The organism is Streptomyces sp. NPDC001231, from assembly GCF_042896885.1.
Classification (GTDB): domain Bacteria; phylum Actinomycetota; class Actinomycetes; order Streptomycetales; family Streptomycetaceae; genus Streptomyces.
Genome location: NZ_JBIAXS010000007.1, coordinates 42894 through 64443, shown reverse-complemented (window position 1 = coordinate 64443; position 21550 = coordinate 42894). Strand labels below are relative to the sequence as shown.

Below are 21550 nucleotides of genomic sequence, written 5' to 3'. Positions count from 1 at the left end.
GTGGCGCTACCCATGGGGCGAGCGTACGCGACGCCGGTGGGCCTGCAACGCGGCCGTGTACACGTCGGCCGTGGCCGCCGCCGACGCGTCCCAGCCGAAGGACCGCGCGTGCCGGGCGGCGGCGGTGCCCATCCGGTCGGCGAGGTGCGGGTTGTCCGCGAAGCGGCGCAGCAGGTGCGCGTAGTCGGCCGGGTCGTGGCCCTGGACCAGGAATCCGGTCTCGCCCTCCCGTACGGCCACCGGCAGCCCGCCGACCGAGGCGGCAAGGACCGGGGTGCCGGTCGCCTGCGCCTCTATCGCGACCAGGCCGAAGGACTCGCTGTAGGAGGGCATGACCAGGACGGACGCGGCCCGGAACCAGTCGGCGAGCCGGTCCTGCCCGACCGGCGGGCAGAACCGTACGACGTCGGCGATGCCGAGCCGGGCGGCCAGCTTCTGCAGGCCCTCCGGCTTGGCGAGGCCGCTGCCGCTCGGGCCGCCGACGACGGGTACGACGATGCGGGAGCGCAGCTCGGGCCGCTGGTCGAGGAGGACGCCCACGGCCCTCAGCAGCACGTCGGGGGCCTTGAGCGGCTGTATACGGCCGGCGAACAGCGGGATCAGGGCGTCCTGCGGCAGGCCGAGGCGGGCGCGGGCGGCGGCGCGGCCGTCACCGGGGCGGAAGCGGGTGAGGTTCACGCCGGGGTGCACGACGGCGACCTTGGCGGGGTCGGCGCTGTAGTGCCGTACGAGTTCGCCGGCCTCCTCGTCGGTGTTGGCGATCAGCCGGTCGGCGGCGGCGACGATCTGGGTCTCGCCGATGACGCGGGCGGCGGGCTCGGGGGTGTCGCCCTCGGCCAGGCTGGCGTTCTTGACCTTGGCCATGGTGTGCATGGCGTGCACCAGGGGGACGCCCCAGCGCTGGGCGGCGAGCCAGCCGACGTGGCCGGAGAGCCAGTAGTGGGAGTGGACGAGGTCGTAGTAGCCGGGGCGGTGGCCGGCCCAGGCCTGCATCACGCCGTGCGTGAAGGCGCAGAGCTGGGCGGGCAGGTCTTCCTTGGCCAGGCCCTCGTAGGGGCCGGCGTCGACGTGCCGGACGAGGACGCCCGGGGCGAGTTCGACGGCGGGCGGCAGGTCCCCCGCGGTGGCGCGGGTGAAGACCTCGACCTCGACGCCCTGGGCGGCCAGACGCTGGGCGAGCTCCACGATGTAGACGTTCATGCCGCCGGCGTCGCCCGTGCCGGGCTGGTGGAGCGGTGAGGTGTGCACGGAGAGCATGGCGACGCGCCGGGGCCGGCGGTGCAGTCGCAGCCGCGGGGGTGCCGTCGGGGAACGACGCCCGAGCCTGCTGACGTACTGGCTCACGTGGCGTTCCTCCTCGTTGCGGGCATGCCGGACGGGGGGCGCCGAGCGCCCTCCAAGACCCAACGCCGGAGCACCTGACTCCATTTCCGCTAGCGGTTCCTTTGCCCAATCATTACCGGCCCTCGCTCAACCGTTCGATCCTGGGGCGCGTGACGCATGCGCGCCGAGCGCCCGGAGGTGCTACGGGTGCCGCCCGGGCACGGCGTGACACACCCACGCGCGACCAGCACCGCGACCGCACTGCGGGTACCGCAGATCCAGGGCGTGACGCACGCGCGCGCAACCTGACGGAGCGGCCGCGCGACACGACTCGCCCACGTCGTGGCGACGCCACACGTGACGCGCCCCCGCCACCAGCGGAGCCCCCGCCGCGCGACGCGATGCCCCTCCCGCGTAAGGCGCTGCGGCCAGCGCACGGCGGCGACCGCACGCGCCCCGCGCCGCGACCGCCGGAACGGCGCCGCACGCGGCACCGCGACGCCCCCCGGTGGCAGGGCAACCGACGCGCGGTGCCGCACCCGTCCGCGGCCTGCAACGACTGCCGGATGGGCGCGGCACGTATGCCGCACGGCACGCCGCGCCCATCCCGTCGGCACGACAGCCCGAGCCCCCTGGCACGCAACGCCCGCCGCGCGGCGCGCCACAAGCACCGCGCACAGCAGCTGCCGCAGGCGCGGCAGGCCTGCCGCATGCGCACGCCGCGCCTGCCGCATGGGCACAGCAGCCCGAGCCCTCTGGCCCGCAACGCCCGCCGCGCGGCGCAACGCCCATCCCGCGCGACCTCGGCACCCGACACACGCGGCACCCGCCTGCGACGCGCCCCTGGAACGTGGCGCGGCACGCCTGCCGACGGGCACGACAGGCCGAACCAGAGGACAAGCAGCACCCACCACGCGGCTCAACGCACACCCCGGAGGGTGCCGCGCCCGCGTGCGCCGCGCGGCCCGACCGCCGGAACGGCGCGGCGCGCGTGCCGCATGGCTCGCCGTGCCTGCCGCATGGCCACGGCGGCCGGTGCCGCCTGGTTGGCCGGCGGGTTCGGCCGGGCGCGCACGGTCGGCGCGCCGCGTCCAGGTCGAGGGGGCGAGCGGGCGCGGTGGCGGGGCTCCGGCGCGGTACGTCCGTGCGGTCGGGGCCGGCGGGCGCCATACCCTCGTATGCATGACATCCCGCGCAGCGACCCTCCCCCACTCTCGGCTTCGCTCGAGCGGGGGGACCCCCGTCGTGGGAACGGTGACGCGCGGGACGACCAACCCCAACCGGCTCCGCCGCATGGACCGCTGGATCGCGGCCGTGCACGGCGCCGAGTTGCGCCGGGCCGCCGATCCGGTGGCCGTCGACCTCGGCTACGGCGCCGCCCCCTGGACGGCGGTCGAACTGCTGCACCGGCTGCGCACCGCCGCTCCACGCGCGCGCGTGGTGGGCGTCGAGATCGAACCGGCCCGGGTCGCGGCCGCGAAGCCGTACGAGCGCGACGGGCTCGTCTTCCGGCACGGCGGCTTCGAGGTGCCCGTCCCGCAGCGTCCGCACCTCATCCGCGCGGCGAACGTGCTGCGGCAGTACGACGAGGAAGAGGTCGCCGCCGTCTGGGAGCGGCTGCGCGCGCGGCTCGCCCCGGCGGACGGGCACTCACGCGGAGGCCTGCTGGTCGAGGGCACCTGCGACGAGATCGGCCGCCGGCACGTGTGGGTCGCGCTCGGCCCGGAGGGCCCCCGCACGGTGACCTTCGCCACCCGCCTCGGCTCCCTGGACCACCCGTCAGACCTGGCCGAACGCCTCCCGAAGGCGCTCATCCACCGCAACGTCCGCGGCGAGCCGGTGCACGCCTTCCTGCGCGACTTCGACCGCGCCTGGGCGAGCGCCGCGCCGTACGCCTCCTACGGTGCGCGCCAGCGTTGGATCCGCACGGTGCGCGACCTGGCGGCCGACTGGCCGGTGACGGACGGCCCGGTGCGCTGGCGGCAGGGCGAAGTGACCATCGACTGGCGGGCGTTGGCGCCGCGCGACTGACCGGCGACCACCCCGCGGCGGCCCGCGCAACGGCCCACGCGAATGACCGACGACCGCCCCGCAGCGGCCCGCGCAACCGACCGACGGCGGCCCGTGCATCCGCCGTGACCTGCGGGGAACGATCCTTGCGGATCGTTCGTCACACAGACGGGGAGATCGCAGGGAGATCGCCGCACCTCTGTCGCTTTGCGCCGAGTCGTGGCACGATCGCCCGAGCGTCCGGATGTTACTGACGGTTAATCAGCTGGGGGGCGGAGTATGGGACGGCGCAGACACACCGTGCTCGCGGCGGCCGTGACCGTGGTCTGCGCGGTCACGCTGCTGGGAGCGCCGGGCACCGCGTTCGCGCGCGCACTGCCGGACCCGGCCCCGTCCGCCTCCCCCGCTCCCTCGCCCTCCCCCTCCGTCACGCTCGCGCCGGACAAGGACCTCCAGGACGTCCGCGCCAAGCTGGACAAGCTGTACCACGACGCGGCCGTAGCCACCGACGCCTACAACCTGGCCAAGGAGAGGGCGGAGAAGCAGTCCGCCGAGATCACCGACCTGACCCGGAAGATCGCCGACGAGCAGCGGAAACTGGACGGTCTGAAGGACCGCGCCGGCGCCGCGGCCCGCGACCAGTACCGCACGGGCGGTCTGCCGCCCGAGGTCCAGCTGATGCTGGGCAACGACCCGCAGGACTTCTTCGACGGCGCCGGCCGGGTGCTCCAGGGCCAGCGGGCGACCAAGGGCCTGATCGAGGAAACGGCCCGAGTCCAGCAGGACTTGAAGCTGTACGCGGACGACGCCGCCGACCGCTGGCAGAAGCTGGAGGCGGGCCGCAAGGCCAAGGCCGCGGCGAAGAAGCGGATCAAGGAGCGGATCAAGGAGGCCGAGCAACTCGAGGCCACGCTGGAGAAACGGCAGCGCGAGCGCCTCGCCGAACTGGAGCGGCAGGCCGCCGACCAGGCGCAGTCGGCCTGGCTGGGCACCGGAATCCTCGACGAGCTCAACGGCAAGGCGTCCGCGGCGGGCAAAAAGGCGGTCGAGTTCGCCACGGCCCAGCTCGGCAAGCCGTACGAGTGGGGCGCCGAGGGCCCCGCGACGTACGACTGCTCGGGACTCACCTCCCAGGCCTGGTCGGCGGCCGGGAACCCCGTCCCGCGCACCTCGCAGCAGCAGTGGAAGCAGCTGAAGCGCGTGGACATCGAGGACATGCGGCCCGGCGACCTGATCATCTACTTCGGTGACGCCAGCCATGTCGGGATGTACGTCGGCGACGGCACGATCGTCCACGCCCCGCGGCCGGGACGCACGGTGACGCTCGCCGGGGCGGGCTCGATGCCGATCCTGGGCGTCGTACGGCCCGACGCGGACTGAGACTCCATGCCCCGGCCGGCCCCCGGTGACCCCGGCCACGTGACCGATCGCACCCCCGGCCGCCGCCAAACCCACGGGAGACGTGACCTTCGTCATTCCGTCCCCGGCGGCGTCGTGTCCAACTCCGGCAGGGATCGCGGCATATGACGGCGGCGAAAGCCGGAGCGGCGTGCCTCACACCATTCCCCCACGGCGCCGACTACCGCTAATGTCCCCGTCGGCGGCGCGAGGTCCCTCGTACCCGCCATGCCCTCGGGGGGAGGGAAGGAACCCAGGACAATGCCCGTGCCCGTACCGCGGCAGAGGACAGTCCCGGCCGCGGAGTGCGACCAGACGCAGACCGCGTCCCACGGCGACGGCACCTCCGCAGCACACGCCCCGCGTAAGGAAGCAACGGTCGAGAAGGACAACCGCGCCGGCACCCAGGCCACCAGCACACAGCTCACACTGCTGCTGATCGAGGACGACCCGGTCGGCTCGCCGATGGTGCCCGAACTGCTCGACTCGTCCGGCAAGCCGATCCGCGTGCGCAGGGCCCGCAACCTCACCGAGGCCGAGCGGCTGCTCACCGACGACGTCCACTGCATCCTGCTGGACCTCGCGCTGACCGCCCCCGGCCGGTCCGCGGGCGACGGCGACGAGCTGGCCGTGCTCAGGCACGTGCTCGAACTCGCGCCCCGGCACGCCGTCCTCGCGCTCACCTCCTCCGGTGACGCCGAACGCGCCGCCCAGGCGGTGCGGGTCGGCGCCCAGGACTACCTGTTCCGCGACGAGCTGGACGGCCGGCTGCTCAGCCGTGCGATCCGGTACGCGGTGGAGCGCAAGCGCTCCGACACGGCCGAGCGCAGGCTCGCCGAGGGCAGGCTGCGCGCGCAGGAGAACCGGCGCCTGGAGCGTGGCCTGCTGCCGACCCCCCTGCTGGACGGGTCGACGCTGCGCTTCGCCTCCCGCTACCGCCCCGGCCGCTCGCGCGCGCTGCTCGGCGGTGACTTCTACGACGCCGTCCGCACCCCCGACGGCACCGTGCACGCCATGATCGGCGACGTCTCCGGGCACGGCCCCGACGAAGCGGCGCTGGGCGTGGAGCTGCGTATCGCCTGGCGGGCTCTCACCCTGGCTGGGCTGTGCGGGGACGAGCTGCTGGGCACGCTCCAGCAGGTGCTGGAGCACGAGCGCTCCGACGACGAGATCTTCGCGACGCTGTGCGCGGTGGACATAGCGCCCGACGGGCGCCGCGCGGGACTGTGCCTGGCCGGTCACCCGTCACCGCTGGTGATCACTCCCGGCAAGCCCGCCCGGCTGCTGCCGTACGAGAACAACGGCCCCGCCCTCGGCCTGCTGCCCGGCGCCCGCTGGCCCCGGATGCAGGTGGAGCTGGGCGCCGAGTGGAGCCTGATGCTCTACACCGACGGCCTGATCGAGGGCCGGGTCGGGGAGGACGGTGACCGGCTGGGCCAGGACGGCATGGTCGAGGTGGTCCGCCGCCAGCTCGACCAGGGTCTGCGCGGGGAGGGACTGCTGCGGGCGACGGTGAACGAGGTGCGCGGACTCAACGGCGGCGAGCTCACCGACGACGTGGCGGTGGTCCTGCTGGACCGGGAGCCGTAGGCAACCGGTCCGGAGTCGGCCGGGGGCCGGGGCGCCGGCCGGCGGTTCACCGACCGCCGTTGTAGGGCCCGTACGGGCCGTCGCTGCTGCTGCCGCGGCGGCGCCCCCACCCGTTCCCGCCGGAGACCTGCTTGAGCGCGGGCCGTACGTCGACGATGTAGACGATGCTCGCGATGACGCCGATGATCGGCAGGAACGAGAAGATCGAGAACAGGTAGCTCACGGCGAGCGCGATGCCCAGGATGATCAGCCAGAAGATCTTGTTCTGCTTGTCGGCCGCGCGGAAGGCGTCCTCGCGCCGGAACGCGGCGTCGAACAGCCCGAACGCGGCCAAGGCCATCAGGACGATCTTCAGAATCCCCAGGAGCCCCTGGAAGCCCAGCATCAGCATGTTGCCCACCGCCCGTTCTCTCCCGATTCCTACGCGGTCACCGTACCCGTAGAACGGGCCGGACACCCCAAGGGTGCCCGGCCCGGGTGCCCATCGCCCATACGGGTGAGGCGCTCCGGCGTGTCGCCGCCTGCCCGGCGCCGCCTGCTCGACGGGCCGCATCGCCGCCTGCTCGACGGACCGGATCGTCGCCTACTTGGCGGGCGGGGTGGGCTTCTTCGCCGTGGGCGGGGTCTTGCGCACGACCGGACCCTTCTTCGCCTGGTTCTTCCTGGCCGTGATCGGCGTGGCCCCGGCCTCGGCGGACTCCTCTTCCTGGACCTCCTTGACCTCGACCGGCTCCGCCTTCGGCTCGGGCTGGGGCTCGACGGCGACGGCGAGCTCCTCGACCCCTCCGGCGATGTCCTCGATGCCCTCGGCCGCCTGACCGCGCCAGGTCTTCACGGCCTGCTCGCCGTGCTCGGCGACCTTCTCGTAGGTCTCGCGGGCCTTGACGGCGTACTCGGCGGCGACGCCGACGCCGCGCAGGGCGAGGTCCTGGGCGCTCTCGCCGAGCTTCTTCAGATCGGCGTCGAGGTTGGTGCCGAGCTTCTTCAGGTCGGTGTCGAGGTAGTTCAGGAAGTCGGTGACCTTGGTCTGGAGGTTCTCCTGCGTCTCCTTGACGCGGACACCGGCCTCCTTGGCACGGGCGGTGGCCCGCTCCTGGACGGCCTTCGGGTCGGTGTTGCGCACCGCGTCGATACGGGCCGGGGCCTCGGCGCGCAGCTGGTCCACCAGGGCGGGCACCTTCTTGGCCTGCTGGAGGGCCAGGTCCGCGGTGCCCGCGGCGAAGTAGAGCGGCGTGGGGTCGCTGAGGGTCTTGCGCAGGTCGTCGGTGATGGCCATGGTGAGAGTTCTCCCGGATCGCTTGTGGCTGAGGGTTTTGGGTTTCCGCGGTGGTCGGGCCGGGCGCCCGGCCCGTACGAGCCGTGACCGTGGGATCGCTGGGATCAGTCGGCCGCCTCCCGCGGATCGGCGTCACTGCCGCCGGACGTACGGATACGGCGCCGCCCGGCGGGGGCGGGCCGGCCGCCGTCCGCCTCGGCGGCGGGGCGGACGGGTATGCAGCCGCCGTCGGCGCCGGTGCCGTCGCCCGCCGCGCGGATGCCGTGGGCGGTGGTGCCACCGGTGTCGCCGGTGCCGCCGTCCTGGGCCGCCCGCTCACCGGAACCGTCCGTCTCGGCGGTCCCGAACCCGTTCTCCTTGCGGAAGGACTCGTAGATCTGGAGCAGCACCTGCTTCTGCCGCTCGTTCAGCGACGGGTCGGAGAGGATGACGGCGCGCGTCTCCACGTCGTCCCGGTCCCGCTCGGCGTCGAGGATCCCGGCCCGCACGTACAGCGTCTCGGCGGAGATCCGCAGCGCCCTGGCGACCTGCTGGAGCACCTCCGCGCTCGGCTTGCGCAGCCCGCGCTCGATCTGGCTCAGGTACGGATTGGACACGCCGGCGGCGTCGGCGAGCTGCCGCAACGACAACTGCGCGTTGCGCCGCTGCTCGCGCAGGTACTCACCGAGATTGCCGACGTTGAGCGATGCCATGCCTCCACCTTGCACCACCCTTGCTAACAATTGCAAGCAACCTGCTTGCAAGAGTGTGTCCCGGTGGTCGGGAACGAGGTTGCCGGGTGCGACGGAACCAGGCGCGAAGGGCCCGGCGCCCCTCCGTGACACAAGATCACGGCTGCCGACGGAGACCCGGGACATGACAGGCACTGCCACTCGATACCTCTATCTCGCCCGGCACGGTGAAGCGTCGGCGGACGAGACGACCCTGACGGAGAGCGGCCGGCGCCAAGCCTCCCTGCTCGGTGAACGCCTCCGGGACACCCCCGTCTCCGCGATCCACCACGGGCCGCTGCCCCGGGCACGGCAGACGGAGGATGCCGTCGTATTCGCGGCAGTGTTCCTCCATGCGCTTGCGGAAGTCGGCGCCGTCCTGCGGGGTGCCGTCGGCAACGACGCGGGACGACACCGTCATCGGCAGGCCGAAGTCGTGCACCAGCATCCGGATGGAGACGCGCCGGGTGGGTCCGGGATTGTCGAAGAGGTCCTCCAGGCGGTGGTACAGCGCGTTGTAGAGCGTCTCGCCCGTGTAGCCGAGGAAGCCGATCTCGACCTTGCGGGCCTGGAAGGCCTCGCTGACGAAGGTCCCCAGTTCACTGGCGTTCCCCAGTGCGCCAGCCGGTACCTCGACCGCCGCGCTCAACTCTCTGACCTGGCCGTAGAGCACGTAGCCGACGAGGCTGAGCAGTGCGCCGCCCAGGTAGGCCTTGCCCTCCAGAGCGTCTCCGACCGGCTTGACGAACTGGGCGATCAGGCCGGTGGTGAAGATGGCGAGCAGCAAAACGCGCGTGATCAGCGGTTCATAGCGCTCCTGCAGTCGGCGCAGCCGTCCGACGCCGCCCTCGTCCGGTGGTCCGGCCCCTGCGTCCATGCGCACCCCTCCCCCGCCCTGCGTCGACCGGGCCGACCGGCCGCCGCATGCCGCGGACAGACCGGCCCCGGTTCTGTCATGCTCTCCTCACGCCAGAGCGCGGGCAAGATAGGGGTTCGCCGTGGCGCGGACGGTCAGGCCGAGTGACCCGGTGGCCGCCGCGAGGGTCATCGCGTAGGAGTCGACGGCTCGGCGGACGTTGGGGGCGTCCAGGCTCGCGCCGGTCACCAGGCGGTCCAGGTCCACATAGGCGGAGCGGACGGTCTCCAGCCGGTGGTACACGCGCCAGTCCTGCCGCCAGCCGGTGGTCTGGTCCGCGGGCAGGAGACGCTCCCAGCGACTGAACAGGCGCGCGCGGATCTCCGAGCGGGTCGGCGTGAGATGCATGTGCCGGACCAGGTCGTACAACGGATCACCGATCAGGGCCATCTCCCAGTCGATGATGGTGAGGGCGCGATCATCTTCGCGGCGTACGAGGTTCCAGGGGTTCAGGTCACCGTGCAGGAGCGCCGGACGGCGGGGGCTGATCGAGTACCGGGAGAGGATCTGCTTGAGCCGGGGGGCATCGGGCAGGCCGAGAAGACGGGCCAACTGCCGCGACTCCTTGGCCAGTTTGTCCACCATGATCACCAACTGGTCGCACAGCCAGGTGAAGAAGGGCTCCTCGCCCCCGACCGGATCGAGCCACCCGTAGTCCACGCCCGTCAGCGCGTACAGTTGGTCGACGAGCGCGTCCGCCTCGTACGGCCGCAGGCCGAGCTCCGGGTGACTCGGGGGACGGTCGTCGTCCTCGGGCCCGACATACGTGTGGATGGCGCACGGCTCCCCCTGGTGGCTGTGGCCCAGGGCGAGGGCCTTCGGCGCCAACACCGCGACGCCCGACTGCTCGATGGCCCGCAGCACGGCGTGCTCGCTGAGGAAGCTGGGCTCGCGGCGGCAGACGTTCGCCGCCTTGCGGCGCACCACGACCGGGGAGGCGAACCCGGGCACTCTCACCACCGAGTTAAGGTGTGCGGTGCCCTTGAACACCCGGCCGGCCGGGGCCATACCCTCGGCGAGCAGGGCGTGTTCGACGGCGGAGTCGGTGAAGTCGTTCCGCCGCGGGAAGCGCGGGTCCCACGTCCACGAGATCGCCGCCTCCGCCCGGCCCGCGCCGCCGTTCCTCATCGCCGCCCGGGAAGCCCGCCAGCGGAAGAGGACGCGTTCGATCTCCGCGACGCCCGGAACGTTTCTGAGCCCGAGCGGTTCGGCGCCCACCTCCAGCGCCCGGCGCACGCAGGCCGTCGCCTCGTCCAGGCTCTTCTGGTCGAGGGCGTCCTCCAGGCCCTGCGCGGCCCGCATCACATCCGGGTAGACGGACTGCGCCCGCTCGAAGGCGACGTAGTGCCGCAGGTCCTTGGCCAGGCCGTTGACGGCCGCGGGACGGATCCGGGCCGTGGCCTCGGCCCAGGCGTCGACCACTTCGGCCCACTGGTGGCCGGGGTAGCGCATACGGACCAGATGGGTGGCGAGATCGTGCAGCGGGTCGCCGTAGGTGGCCAGCTCCCAGTCGACGCAGATGAGGGCCGGATCACCGCCGTACGCCATGATCAGGTTGTCGCGGTGCAGGTCGGCGTGGAGCAGGCCGTACGGCCGGCGGGCCATGGCGGGCACCCGCTCGGACAGCTGGATCAGGGCGTCCTCGGGGATGCCCAAGGCCGCGAACAGGCCACCGAAGACATGCCAATTGGGCTGCTTGATCTGCCGGTCGGCAAGCCGTGCCAGCGTCTGCAGGAACGCCTGGCTGTCCCTGTCGTTCCGGGGCCACTGCGGGGGAAGCGGCGGCAACGCCTCCCTGCGGACCTGGGTCATCCGGGCGAGCAGGTCCGCCAGCGCTTTGACCAGCAGGCTGTCGACCGGCTTGTCGTTGCCGCAGACGCTGGAGAGGGGCACGCCCTCGACGTACCTGTGGATCGCGAAGGAGTCCTGCTTGACCAGGCACTCCGGGACGTTGGGCAGCACCCCTCTGACAGCGTCGAGGATCGCGGCCTCGTTCTCCCAGGTTCTGATCACCACGGGGAGTGCCTGGGCGCGGCGGATCCGAACGGTCACGGACGTGCCGGCCTTCGTGCACAGCAGCCGCGCCATGTGATCCGTCAGGGGGAGCACATGGTTCTGGTTGTGGTGGCCGCTGCTGTACTCGCCCAGCTCGGCGGCGAGCCGTACGAATGCTCGAACGTCACGAAGGGCGCGTTCCCCGAGAAAGGGACGGGGAGGAGGAGGTGCACCCACGGCCGCTCCAGTTGCTCAAGTGCTCAGGCGAGAACATCGGTATGACAAAAGGTACGCTAAACGTCAAATCAGACACGCTGAAGTACGCCTGACGTCGGCACAACGGGTGGTGTGCCCCTACCAGTGCGTCCGGCCTGCGTCGCACCTTCGAGGTCGCCTTGCGCACTACCTCTTGCGTGCTCTACGTGTGAAACGGAGCTGTTGCCCACGTGGTGCGGGCATGCTACAGCACAGCACTGGGGCCGCCGCGTCACTCGGACAGCCAGGTCCACACGGACTCGAACCACGACTGCATCGAGGTCGCGAAGACGGAGTCCGGGGAGTCGGGATCCGCGTCGCGCATGTGATGGGTGAGGGTCGCCCCGAGCCCCAGCACGTCGAGCGCCCTGATATCCTCGCCGGTCTCGAGAACCACGGGCCGCTCGATCACCTCGTACGGCCCGAAGAGGACCTCCACGCCGTTGAGGACGTACAGCTTGAAGGTCGGCGTCAGCGGTACGTGCCGGATCTGCACGTCCACCGCAGGCACAAGCCCCTCGGCCCGCAGCTCGCGCAGTACTTTCCGCAGCGAGTTTGTGTGCCGCTCGGTGATAGCGAGCAGGCGGTTGTGCAGACGGGGGGCGTACTCGTCGTCCATGGCCCTTGGGTAGGGCAGGGGCAACGACGTGGTCGGCAGGAGCATGCGCAGCGAGATGCTCCGGGGCTGGATGGACCCGCTCCGGATCCGTTCCGCCTGGAGCCTGATGTGGGTGTCCAGCGACTCGGATGTCAACGTGTAGACGTCGAGGGCCACTTCCGGCTGTTCGAACGCCTCGCTGATGAGCGGTTCCAGGCTCACGCCCTTGCGTGACCGGGTGGCCTTGGCCGCCGAGGACAGTATCCGCTGGTTCTTGATGACACGGGTGCCGCTGCCCTGCCGGGACTCGGTCCAGCCCTCGTTGGCCAGCTCCCGCAGCACCCGCTGCACGGTGTCCCGGGAGACCCTGAACTCCTCCGCGAGATCACGCTGCGAGGGCAGACGGGAGCCCACCGGATAGGTGCCGTCCGCCATCCGGGCCCGCAGTTCCGCCGACACCCGGCGGAACTCCCTGCCGCCACCGTCGCCCGCCCGCACCTCGCCCACAACCTGACGGTACCGCCGGCAGCCCACCGGCAAACCGACTTTTCACCTCCTCCGGGAGTCATTTTGGCCTGCCGCGTTAATCGATCAGACCGGCAGGGGACATCCATTTCAAGGCAACCAGCCCAATTGGCCTACTAGTTGGCCAGCTCACTGACAAATGGAAGGGTGGGTGGGGAACGTGGTCCAGCTGCAACTGCTCCGGGCCCTGGGGGAGTTCCTCCTGACGCACGAGGTACGGGCCCGGTTGGGCCTGGTGGGACTCGCTCTGCTGGTCGCCGTCACCGTGGGCGTACGCGCCCGCAGTACCGGGCTCGCGGTCGGCGCCGCCATCGTCTTCACGCTCCTGATGACTCAGGCCTGATCATCCGGAGGATCCGCAGGATCGGCTCCAGGGAGTCCACGACCACGGTGGCGCCCGCCTCCCTGAGCAGTTTCTCCTTGCGGGCGTTGCGGGCATAGCCGAGGAAGGACACGCCGGCCCGCAGGGAGGCCTCGTGGTCCGTGGGCGTGTCGCCGATCATCAGGGCCTGCGCGGGGGAGGCGCCCGTGGCGGTCAGGGCGCGGTTCAGGCAGTGCGGGTCGGGCTTGAGGTGCTTCAGGTCGTGGGTGCGTCCGTAGACGTGGGGGGCGAAGCAGGGGTCCAGGTCGCGGCCCGCGAGGTACTCGCGCACCACGAGGGGCGAGTTGTTGGTGGCGATGGCCAGGCGCGAGCCCAGGGCCTTCCAGGTCCGTATCAGCGGGTCGGCGTACGGGGTGGGCATCGCGGAGGCGGCGGCACGCAGTTCCTCCTGGGTCAGCCGTGCCTCCAGCTCCGTGACGAGGTCGCTGCCGGGGTGCCGGCGGTCCACGGCACGCAGGACGACGTGCGGGTCCAGAGACTGCCGTTCGGAGCCGGTCAGCAGGCCGTGCAGGCCCCGGCCCTCAAGCCACCGCACCAGTTCGGTCGCCACCCGCTCCGCCGAGTGCCCGGCGAACAGCCGGCAGATCGGCCCGTCGAAGTCCCAGAGCACGACACGGGCACCCGCGATCAGGTTCCGCAGTTCCTCGGTCTCGTTTCCGGTCTCAGCTGTCACCGATTCGGTCTGCGTCGTATCAGAAGTCACTAGGAGAGTGTCAGATCCGACGTGATGGTTTCCCAGAGGGCGTCGAACCACTTCTGCGATTCCGTCACGAACGCGGCGTCGCGCTGCCCGGTCGCCTGCTCGAAGGAGAACAGCAGGGACTCCGTGCCGAGGACGTCGTACATGTCCAGCGTCCCGTCGTCCGCCCACTCCTCGCGACGGGTGATCATGTAGTACGCGATCAGCGCCTCCGCGCCGTTGAGCAGGTACAGCTTGACCGGCGGGGTGAAGGGCAGCGCGCGGAAGGTGACGCGGACATCGATGCCGTGGGTGGCGCGCAGGGCCTTGAGGTTGTGGCTCAGGACGTGGCCCTGTGCGTTGCGCTGGGCCAGCCAGCGCTGGTGGACCGGGTCGTCCTCGCTCGGCCGGTCCACCGAGATCGGGAAGGCCAGGTCGATGTTGCGGGACGGCAGCAGGATGCGCACGTCGATCGACTCGGGGCGCAGCCGACCCTCGTGGATGAGGCGCAGGGGCTCGCCCACGGCGACCATCAGCGTCTCGGCCGTGAGGCAGGCCGCGTCGATCCTGACCTGCCGGGCGGAGAAGGCCTCCACGAGCCGGGGCGCGAGGCCGACCATCGTCGGCTGCGGCTCCGCGCGGGCGGCGACGGGTGCGGCGACGCGCGGTGGGCTGCCCTTGGTGACGTTGCTGAGCAGGCCGTCCCCCTGGAGCACTCGCAGCGCCTGGCGCACGGCGCCGCGCTCCACCCCGAACTCCCCGGCGAGTTCGGCCTGGGTGGGCAGGCGGTCGCCCGGCCGGAGTTCGCCGGTGCGGATCCGTTCCCGCAGGGTCTCGGCGATCTCCTGGGGCGAGCTTCTTCTGCTGCCGTTCACGGCCACGCTCTCCTGGGTCACAACCAAACGGTACAACTTTGCTCTATCTAAAGGCAGTTGTTTGACACTTGTTTATAGATAGCAGCCAAGTGGGGACAACTACATCAGAGTTGGTGACCAACTTGATGGAGTTGGTGGAAGTTTTTGCCCGCTCTCCCCGACACCCCCCACGCCCGTCCCGGCCCGCAACCGTCCGAAGGGGGAATCGCCTTGCCTGCTCTCGCTCTTGTGTCAGCCATCTTCGTCATCGGCTTCGAGGAACTCCTGCAGTGGAAGTACGGCGCGATGGGCATGATCGGCCTGCTGCTGCTCACCGTCGGCATCAAGGCCAAGAACCCGACCCTCAGTTCCGTGGGGGCCGTGGTGCTGGCGGTGCAGCTCGCGGGGCCCGCCCTGTGACACACGGATCCCCAGCGTCCGGGCCGCTCCCCGTGGGAGGCGTCAGCTCGTGAGCAGCAGCTCCGAACTGATCGTCTCCCACAGCGCGTTGAACCACACATGCGACTGCTCGACGAAGGTCGTGTCGCGCGGGTCGGCGCCCTGCTCGAAGGCGAAGAGGATCGACCTGGTGCCCTCCGCGTCGTACAGCTCCAGGTGTTCGTGGTCGATCTCCTGCTCACGCCGCCGCAGCGTGTAGTACGCGAAGAGCGCCTCCCGGTCGTTGAGCAGGTACAGCTTGACCGGCGGGGTGAAGGGCAGCGCGCGGAAGCTCACGCGCACGTCGATGCCGTGGGTGGCGCGCAGGGCCAGCAGGTTGTGCTTGAGCACCTGGCCCTGGGCGTTGCGCTGGGCCAGCCAGCGGCGGCGCAGCCGGCCGGCGTCGGAGGCGTCCACCGGCGCGGGGAAGGCGAGGTCGATGTCCCGGCTGGGCAGCAGCACGCGGACGTCGATCTTGGCCGGTTTCAGTCGCCCGGCGTGGATCTGCCGCAGCGGCTCGCCGATGGCCAGGGTGAGCGAGATCGCGGTCAGGCACAGGGCGTCGATCTCGACGTGGGGGGCGCCGAAGGCGGCCGCGATACGGGGCGCGAGCGCGGCCGTGGTGGGCAGCGGCGGGGCGGCGGGGCCGGTCAGGGCCCCCACCGGGCCGGCTGCGACGGTCGCCGGGCTCCCCTTGGACACATTGGTGAGCAGGTGCTCCGACTGGAGGATGCGCAGGGCCTGGCGCACGGCTCCGCGCTCGACACCGAACTCGTCGGCCAGCTTGGCCTGAGTGGGCATGCGCTGGCCCGGCCGCAGCACTCCCGTCCTGATCCGGTGCCGCAGTTCGTCGGCCACCTCGCGGTGTGACCTCTGTGGCCGCTGTGACCTCTTCCGCCCATTGGCGGAGGCGTGTTCCGGGTCCACAACAAAACAGTACAACTTCCCGCCATCTTCCGGCAGTTCGTTGAAAGGTGGTTATGGGTCGCTTCCAAGCGGAGATAACAGCAGTGGAGTTGGTAGCCAACTTGAGCGACATGGCCAAACTTTCCAAGTGTTGGCCACCAGGGTGACGGTTGGAGAACGTACGACCGTGCTCCCTTCCGGAGGGGAGCCGGGAGCTCGGTCGGTCGGAGCGCCAACGGGGAAGCGGCAGCCGGCTGTCCGGCACCGCACGGCACAGCCACAACTGAACAGCCGGCGCGCCGCCGGCACGGTCGGCACAGCCACAACCGAACACACCGCACAGCCACAACTGAAGACCGTCTCGTACAGCCACAACCGAACAGCAAGCTACGGATGCGTCATACCTGTCACCCGCCACCGGCAGGAAGGAGCGCTCAGAACATGTCCGGGCACCAAGGCCGCCTGGACGTACGCAGCAGGGCGTCCGCCCCCCGGGCGGCGCCCGCTCGTTCTTCCCGGACCCGGCCCAGCGCGGCGAGCCGCACCGCAGACTCGTCGCCGAGCCACAGGGTCGCCAACTGAGCCACGTCCAGCGTCAGATCGGCGCTCTCGGTCGTCGGCGTGCAGATCCCTCCGGCGGGCGACGCCTCCAGCCGCCAGCGCCCGCCGGCCATTCCGGCCCGGTCCAGGACCTCCAGCACCAGCGTGCCCGTGCCCTCGTACGTCCGCGCCTCCAGGGCCCGGACGACGTCGAGGATCCGCACCCACAGCCAGTCCGCGTGCGTGGTGGCGGTGGCGGCGCGCGGGTCCGGCAGGAAATGCGGGAGCAGGTCGTCGGGGGCCCGCCAGCCGCTCCTGACCTTCGTGATCCAGTCGATCGAGCACAGATGGAGCCACAGCGCGCGCTCGGCGGCCGGGGTCACCGCGATCAGGTTCTTCACCGTGGCCGTGTTCAGCGGCTGCTTGGCGTCCGACCAGGTCTCGTCGCAGTGGTACACCGCCAGCCCCTCGACCGTGCCGTCCGCCGCGCGGTAGACGGCGTGGAAGGGCTCGGTCCAGGGGCGGCCGTGCGTGCGCAGTGCGCCGGTGGTGACCTGCCACCAGCGCTCGGGGCGGTCGATCGCGCCGGGCTGGGCGCGGCGCAGCCGCTCGTGCAGCTCCGGGCCGAGCTTGCGTACGTCGTCGACGTCCACGAGGTCGACCCGGCCGCCGTCCTCCGGACCCGCCCGGCGCGGGTCGAGTCCGGCCCGGGGCACGTCGATCGTCCACTCGGTCGCCCAGGTGGCCGGCCCGAAGCCGTAGCGGCCGTAGATGGGGTACTCGGCGGCGATCAGGGTCGCCACGACGTCCCCGCGCTCCTTCGCGGCCGCCAGGTCCTGGGCCATCATCCGGGTCAGCAGGCCGCGGCGGCGGTGGGTGGCGGTGACGGTCACGTTGGATATGGCGTCGGCGGGAACGGTCGCGCCGCCCACGGCCGTGAGCTCCTGCGGGAAGGACCGGAACGTCGCCACGCACCGGCCCGCGTCGAAGGCGCCGAGGGTGCGGGACGGCTCGATGTACGTGCGCCGGTCGGCGATCTCAGTGTCGGAGACGCCGGGGGGGCGCAGGAAGCCGGTGTTCAGGGCGCGGACCCAGTCGGGGATCTCGGCGTCGGTGATGGGACGTACGTCGATATCGGGGCTGGCGGCAGTCATGGGGTGACAGTAGGGGGGCCGGGGGCGGGGTGTCGCGGTGTTTTCCTCGCCCCGCCACCCCGATCTCGTCCCGGCCCCGCGCCGTCCCGCAGGAGCTGCTCCGCCGGGATCAGAAGGCCGCCCGGATCTCCCCCACCCGCCGGCCGCCGCCCAGCAGCGGGGCGTGCCCGATGCGTTCGAGCACCGGGGCGTCCAGGCCCATCAGGGTCAGGGCGCGGGCCAGCACCGGGCCGAGGGTCCTCGTGCCACCGTCGTCGATCTTGAAGGCCAGGGCGCGGCCGTCCGGGAGGGCGACGGCCTGGACCGCCTCCGCGCCCATCTTGGACAGGACACCAGGGACCTCGCGCATCAGCCAGGTGTCGGGACGGCGGGTGCCGGCGACGTACTCGGGATGGGCACGCATGGCGTCCGCGACACGGCGCTCGGGGGTACCGGGCGCGGCGAGGACGAAGGCGCGGTAGGCGCGGGCCAGGCCCATCAGGCTGATCGCCGCCAGTGGCGCGCCGCAGCCGTCCGTGCCGACCGCCGCCACCGGCTCGCCCGCCGCCTCCTCCACAACGGTGTGGACGATCCGCTGGAGCGGGTGCTCGGGGTCGAGGTACGACTCGAGCGGCCAGTCGCGCAGCGCGCACGCCGCCAGCATCGCGGTGTGCTTGCCGGAGCAGTTCATCACCACCCGGTCGCGCACCGATCCGGTGGCCAGGTAGGTCTCCTTCTCCTCCGGGTCCAGCGGCAGGTCCGGCGGGCACTGCAACCGCGCCGGGGTCAGCCCGTGCTCGCCGAGCATCTTGTGGACCAGGTCGCGGTGGAAGACCTCCCCGGAGTGGCTGGCCGCCGCGAGCGCCAGGCGCTCACCCGCCAGGTCGAGCCCGGCGCGCAGCACCCCCGCCGCCTGCATCGGCTTGTTCGACGAGCGCGGGAAGACCGGCGCGCTCACGTCCCCCAGCGCGCGTTCCACCGAACCGTCCGCGGCCAGCACCACCAGGCTGCCCCGGTGCCGCCCCTCCACGAACCCCGAGCGGACCACCTCGGCGAGCACCGGCGGCACCGCGTCCGACGCGCCGGACGCGGACGCCGGGGCGGAGGACGGGACTGCGGAGGGGGCTGTGGACGCGGACATCGGCGGTGGCCTTCCGGGCGACAGGCGGAAACAGTGGAACGGGCGAGAACGAGGGAAACCCGCTCCCCGCGCCGGTCCCGGGGTCTGAGCGCCCGTCGCGTCAGATGAGCAGGTCGTCGACTTGCGCCTCCCCTTCACGGTACCTGCGGGCGATCTCCGTGCCGCATCCGTCGGCCGTGCGCTGCAACTGCTGCCGCCGCCCGGACACCTGCTGCTCGTACCGCACGAGCCGCCCCATCGCCGCGCCCAACTCCCGGTCCGTACGCGCCCCGAGGTCCGACAGTTCGACCTCGGCGAGCATCTGGGCGGCCAGCCGCCGGTACTCCTCGCCGTGTGGTGTGCCGAGCGTCACATGCCGGGCGGAGGAGCGCTGCCGCGCGGGCGCGTCCTTGAGGATCTCCGCGAGCCGCCCGACGACGGACCCCTGCTCGGGCGCGGGCACCTGCCCGGCGCCCAGGACGGACTCCGGCCCGCGCCGGGCCAGCTCCGCGCGCAGGATGTCGATCCGCCCCTGAAGCAGCCGCCGCACGTAGCTCAGGTCGGCCTCGTCCCGCTGCGCCTGCCGGCGCAGGCCGCGCAGCTCCGGCAGGCTCAGCACGGTCAGGTCGGGATGCCGGGCGTACCCCGTGTTCGACGAGCTGGGCTCGGGGTCCACAGCGGGCGGCCCGGGGCTGTCGGTGCGCTGCACGGGCGGCCGGTGGGCCTCGGTGACATCCTCGAGGATGGGCGAGGCCGCCACGGGCTGCCGCTCGGTACTCGATGTGCTCATGGCGCCTCAACCGTCCCCTCGACCGGCGCGTACGACAGCATCGTGCCACCCTGAGTGGCCGGGATGTGACCGAGTGCGCCCGATCAGCCCCGGATGGAGGGTTACGGAGCTGAAAGAAGCACGATATGGACCCCTCACGGCACCCGGACGGCCGAGAGGCATCATGGTCGGCATGCGTGCAGTGGTGCAGAGGGTGGACGGCGCGAGCGTCGTCGTGGACGGCGAGACGGTGGGGGCCATCGAGGGCGAGGGGCTGTGCGTCCTCGTCGGGGTCACCCACGAGGACACCAAGGAGAAGGCGGCGCAGCTGGCCCGCAAGCTCTGGTCGATCCGCATGCTGCACGACGAGAGGTCGTGCAGCGACACCGGCGCCCCGCTGCTGGTCGTCAGCCAGTTCACGCTGTACGGCGACGCCCGCAAGGGCCGCCGCCCCACTTGGAACGCGGCCGCGCCCGGCGAGGTCGCCGAGCCGCTGGTGGACGAGGTGGTCGCACAGCTGCGCTCCCTGGGCGCGACGGTCGCGACGGGCCGGTTCGGCGCGCGGATGCGGGTGTCGCTGACGAACGACGGCCCGTTCACCGTCCTGCTGGAGATGTGAGCCCGGGACCTGCCGGAGAGGTGGGCCTCGGGGAGGCTACGGTTCCACGACCACTTCCTGCGCCGCCGCCGTCTCGCCCGCCATCAGCCGTGCGTCGACCGGCACGTTCCGCTTGACCAGGGCGAGCGCGACGGGTCCGAGCTCGTAGTGCCGTACGGACGTGGTGATGAAGCCGATCTTGCGGCCGTCCGGCCCCTCGTCGGCGAGGTGGATCCCGGTGCCGTGCACCGGCAGGTGGACCTCGCTGCCGTCGAGGTGCAGGAAGACCAGGCGGCGCGGCGGCTTGCCCAGGTTCTGCACCCTGGCCACGGTCTCCTGCCCGCGGTAGCAGCCCTTCTGGAGGTGCACCGCCGTGCCGATCCAGCCCAGCTCGTGCGGGATGGTGCGGTGGTCGGTCTCGAAGCCGAGCCGGGGACGGTGCTGCTCCACGCGCAGGGCCTCGTAGGCGAGGATCCCGGCCGGCGGGCCGGCCTGGCCCGCGTAGGACTCCAGGTCCGCGCGGGGCAGGAAGAGGTCGCGGCCGTAGGCGGTATCCCGCACCACGGCCCCTTCGGGCGCGTCGGCGATCGAACCGGCCGGCAGGTGCACGACGGCGAAGTCGGCGGTCCGGTCGGCGACCTCGACCCGGTAGAAGAACTTCATCGACTCCAGGTAGGCGATCAGCGCCTCCTGGGTGCCGGGCTCCACATGGGCCCAGACCGTCTCGCCGTCGTCGACCAGGTAGAGCGCGTGCTCGATGTGGCCGTGCGCGGACAGGATCAGCGCCTCGGTGGCCTGGCCGGCCGGCAGCTCGCTGACGTGCTGGGTGAGCAGCAGGTGCAGCCAGCTCAGCCGGTCCTCGCCGGAGACGGTGACGACACCGCGGTGCGAGAGGTCGACGAATCCGGTGCCGTCCGCGAGGGCGCGCTGCTCGCGGAACAGGTCGCCGTAATGGGCGGCGACGCCTTCGTCCACGCCCTCGGCCTGGACGGCGCCGGGCAGGGACAACAGGGGGCTCTTCATGAACACAAGCCTACGACTCGGTACTTGGACTCCTGCCGGCCGAGGCGCCCGAAGCCGTCGCGCCCTTGCGCGCGCAGTCCGCGCACCGCCCGAAGATCGCGAAGTGCTTCATGTCCGTGTCGAAGCCGAACTGCTCCCGCAGCTTCGCGGTGAACTCGGCCGCCACCGACAGGTCCGCCTCGATGACGTTGGTGCAGTCCCGGCAGACCAGGTGGATGTGGTGGTGCCGGTCCGCCAGGTGGTACGTCGGCGCACCGTGCCCCAGATGGGCGTGGCTGACCAGCCCGAGCTCCTCCAGGAGCTCCAGGGTCCGGTACACCGTGGAGATGTTCACCCCCGACGCGGTCTTCCGCACCTCGCCGAGGATGGCGTCGGGTGTCGCGTGCTCCAGGCTGTCGACGGCTTCGAGCACGAGTTGCCGCTGCGGGGTCAGCCGGTAGCCACGCTGCCGCAGATCACTCTTCCAGTCGGTGCTCACCACACCCCAAGTCTAGGGCTGTGACCCGTCCGGG

At 71.9% G+C, this 21550-nt stretch carries 21 protein-coding genes; 7 read left to right on the top strand and 14 right to left on the bottom strand.

The window, feature by feature from the left end:
* Positions 1-6: 6 nt before the first annotated feature.
* Positions 7-1344, bottom strand: a complete 1338-nt coding sequence (mshA, locus tag ACFY3J_RS10690; RefSeq protein ID WP_390840724.1) for a D-inositol-3-phosphate glycosyltransferase — start codon at positions 1342-1344, stop codon at positions 7-9.
* A gap of 1224 nt (positions 1345-2568) precedes the next feature.
* On the opposite strand from mshA, the gene ACFY3J_RS10685 reads away from it, so the two are divergent.
* From ACFY3J_RS10685 to ACFY3J_RS10675, 3 genes are all read left to right on the top strand, one after another.
* Entirely contained in the window at positions 2569-3354 is a 786-nt protein-coding gene (locus ACFY3J_RS10685; RefSeq protein WP_390840723.1) for a class I SAM-dependent methyltransferase, read from the top strand.
* 258 nt (positions 3355-3612) lie between these two features.
* On the top strand, positions 3613-4713 hold the full coding sequence (locus tag ACFY3J_RS10680) for an NlpC/P60 family protein (protein WP_390840722.1): 1101 nt from the start codon (positions 3613-3615) through the stop codon (positions 4711-4713).
* A 279-nt stretch (positions 4714-4992) separates the two neighbouring features.
* A complete protein-coding gene (locus ACFY3J_RS10675) occupies positions 4993-6321 on the top strand; it encodes a PP2C family protein-serine/threonine phosphatase (RefSeq protein WP_384177516.1) in 1329 nt (442 codons plus the stop codon).
* Positions 6322-6367: 46 nt separating this feature from the next.
* Here the strand turns inward: ACFY3J_RS10675 and ACFY3J_RS10670 are convergent, their stop codons facing one another.
* The 3 genes from ACFY3J_RS10670 to ACFY3J_RS10660 all read right to left on the bottom strand — a co-directional run bounded on the left by ACFY3J_RS10670 (position 6368) and on the right by ACFY3J_RS10660 (position 8289).
* Entirely contained in the window at positions 6368-6712 is a 345-nt protein-coding gene (locus ACFY3J_RS10670) for a DUF2516 family protein (protein ID WP_225074880.1), read from the bottom strand.
* A 192-nt stretch (positions 6713-6904) separates the two neighbouring features.
* On the bottom strand, positions 6905-7597 hold the full coding sequence (locus ACFY3J_RS10665) for a hypothetical protein (protein WP_384177514.1): 693 nt from the start codon (positions 7595-7597) through the stop codon (positions 6905-6907).
* 104 nt (positions 7598-7701) lie between these two features.
* Complete coding sequence (locus tag ACFY3J_RS10660; protein ID WP_390840721.1) at positions 7702-8289, bottom strand: helix-turn-helix domain-containing protein; 588 nt, start codon at positions 8287-8289, stop codon at positions 7702-7704.
* Between the two features lie 163 nt (positions 8290-8452).
* Between ACFY3J_RS10660 and ACFY3J_RS10655 the strand changes: the two genes are divergently transcribed.
* Entirely contained in the window at positions 8453-9331 is an 879-nt protein-coding gene (locus ACFY3J_RS10655; protein ID WP_390840720.1) for a histidine phosphatase family protein, read from the top strand.
* Here ACFY3J_RS10655 and ACFY3J_RS10650 read toward each other — a convergent pair.
* Both ACFY3J_RS10650 and ACFY3J_RS10645 read right to left on the bottom strand, forming a co-directional pair.
* Entirely contained in the window at positions 9272-11455 is a 2184-nt protein-coding gene (locus ACFY3J_RS10650; protein ID WP_390840719.1) for a phosphotransferase family protein, read from the bottom strand. The two genes, ACFY3J_RS10655 and ACFY3J_RS10650, sit on opposite strands and share 60 nt — an antisense overlap.
* A gap of 250 nt (positions 11456-11705) precedes the next feature.
* Positions 11706-12578, bottom strand: a complete 873-nt coding sequence (locus tag ACFY3J_RS10645) for a winged helix-turn-helix domain-containing protein (protein ID WP_384177511.1) — start codon at positions 12576-12578, stop codon at positions 11706-11708.
* Positions 12579-12747: 169 nt separating this feature from the next.
* Here ACFY3J_RS10645 and ACFY3J_RS10640 point away from each other — a divergent pair, with 169 nt between their 5' ends.
* Positions 12748-12939, top strand: coding sequence for a hypothetical protein (locus ACFY3J_RS10640; protein ID WP_384177509.1), 192 nt, complete (start codon positions 12748-12750; stop codon positions 12937-12939).
* Here the strand turns inward: ACFY3J_RS10640 and ACFY3J_RS10635 are convergent.
* Positions 12914-13651, bottom strand: a complete 738-nt coding sequence (locus tag ACFY3J_RS10635; protein ID WP_384177507.1) for an HAD family hydrolase — start codon at positions 13649-13651, stop codon at positions 12914-12916. The genes ACFY3J_RS10640 and ACFY3J_RS10635 overlap by 26 nt on opposite strands.
* Positions 13652-13680: 29 nt before the next feature.
* Positions 13681-14559: a winged helix-turn-helix domain-containing protein gene (locus tag ACFY3J_RS10630; protein WP_384177505.1), complete on the bottom strand. Its 879-nt coding sequence runs from the start codon at positions 14557-14559 to the stop codon at positions 13681-13683.
* Between the two features lie 183 nt (positions 14560-14742).
* Between ACFY3J_RS10630 and ACFY3J_RS10625 the strand changes: the two genes are divergently transcribed.
* Positions 14743-14931 carry a hypothetical protein gene (locus tag ACFY3J_RS10625; protein WP_384177503.1) on the top strand — a complete coding sequence of 63 codons (189 nt, stop codon included), beginning with the start codon at positions 14743-14745 and terminating at the stop codon, positions 14929-14931.
* Between the two features lie 42 nt (positions 14932-14973).
* Here the strand turns inward: ACFY3J_RS10625 and ACFY3J_RS10620 are convergent, their stop codons facing one another.
* From ACFY3J_RS10620 to ACFY3J_RS10605, 4 genes are all read right to left on the bottom strand, one after another.
* Entirely contained in the window at positions 14974-15891 is a 918-nt protein-coding gene (locus ACFY3J_RS10620; RefSeq protein WP_384177501.1) for a winged helix-turn-helix domain-containing protein, read from the bottom strand.
* A 398-nt stretch (positions 15892-16289) separates the two neighbouring features.
* The gene (locus tag ACFY3J_RS10615) at positions 16290-17549 is read right to left on the bottom strand and encodes a GNAT family N-acetyltransferase (RefSeq protein ID WP_390840718.1); all 1260 of its coding nucleotides are present in this window, start codon (positions 17547-17549) and stop codon (positions 16290-16292) included.
* Between the two features lie 109 nt (positions 17550-17658).
* Positions 17659-18693 (bottom strand): asparaginase, encoded by a 1035-nt coding sequence (locus ACFY3J_RS10610; protein ID WP_390840787.1) that lies wholly within the window; start codon positions 18691-18693, stop codon positions 17659-17661.
* Positions 18694-18769: 76 nt separating this feature from the next.
* Positions 18770-19438, bottom strand: a complete 669-nt coding sequence (locus tag ACFY3J_RS10605; protein WP_390840717.1) for an AmfC protein — start codon at positions 19436-19438, stop codon at positions 18770-18772.
* 172 nt (positions 19439-19610) lie between these two features.
* On the opposite strand from ACFY3J_RS10605, the gene dtd reads away from it, so the two are divergent.
* On the top strand, positions 19611-20036 hold the full coding sequence (gene dtd, locus ACFY3J_RS10600; protein ID WP_225074517.1) for a D-aminoacyl-tRNA deacylase: 426 nt from the start codon (positions 19611-19613) through the stop codon (positions 20034-20036).
* 36 nt (positions 20037-20072) lie between these two features.
* Here dtd and ACFY3J_RS10595 read toward each other — a convergent pair whose 3' ends face one another.
* Together ACFY3J_RS10595 and ACFY3J_RS10590 are read right to left on the bottom strand one after the other, a co-directional pair.
* A complete protein-coding gene (locus ACFY3J_RS10595) occupies positions 20073-21038 on the bottom strand; it encodes a YgfZ/GcvT domain-containing protein (RefSeq protein ID WP_390840715.1) in 966 nt (321 codons plus the stop codon).
* Positions 21039-21048: 10 nt separating this feature from the next.
* Positions 21049-21519: a Fur family transcriptional regulator gene (locus ACFY3J_RS10590; RefSeq protein ID WP_384177491.1), complete on the bottom strand. Its 471-nt coding sequence runs from the start codon at positions 21517-21519 to the stop codon at positions 21049-21051.
* Positions 21520-21550 lie beyond the last annotated feature (31 nt).

What these genes read in the sequence shown, in the direction of transcription:
- ACFY3J_RS10595 (WP_390840715.1), bottom strand. Translation starts at nt 21,038, where the DNA reads ATGAAGAGCCCCCTGTTGTCCCTGCCCGGCGCCGTCCAGGCCGAGGGC.
- ACFY3J_RS10680 (WP_390840722.1), top strand. Translation starts at nt 3,613, where the DNA reads ATGGGACGGCGCAGACACACCGTGCTCGCGGCGGCCGTGACCGTGGTC.
- ACFY3J_RS10670 (WP_225074880.1), bottom strand. Translation starts at nt 6,712, where the DNA reads ATGCTGATGCTGGGCTTCCAGGGGCTCCTGGGGATTCTGAAGATCGTC.
- ACFY3J_RS10655 (WP_390840720.1), top strand. Translation starts at nt 8,453, where the DNA reads ATGACAGGCACTGCCACTCGATACCTCTATCTCGCCCGGCACGGTGAA.
- ACFY3J_RS10615 (WP_390840718.1), bottom strand. Translation starts at nt 17,549, where the DNA reads ATGACTGCCGCCAGCCCCGATATCGACGTACGTCCCATCACCGACGCC.
- ACFY3J_RS10665 (WP_384177514.1), bottom strand. Translation starts at nt 7,597, where the DNA reads ATGGCCATCACCGACGACCTGCGCAAGACCCTCAGCGACCCCACGCCG.
- ACFY3J_RS10675 (WP_384177516.1), top strand. Translation starts at nt 4,993, where the DNA reads ATGCCCGTGCCCGTACCGCGGCAGAGGACAGTCCCGGCCGCGGAGTGC.
- ACFY3J_RS10660 (WP_390840721.1), bottom strand. Translation starts at nt 8,289, where the DNA reads ATGGCATCGCTCAACGTCGGCAATCTCGGTGAGTACCTGCGCGAGCAG.
- ACFY3J_RS10605 (WP_390840717.1), bottom strand. Translation starts at nt 19,438, where the DNA reads ATGAGCACATCGAGTACCGAGCGGCAGCCCGTGGCGGCCTCGCCCATC.
- dtd (WP_225074517.1), top strand. Translation starts at nt 19,611, where the DNA reads ATGCGTGCAGTGGTGCAGAGGGTGGACGGCGCGAGCGTCGTCGTGGAC.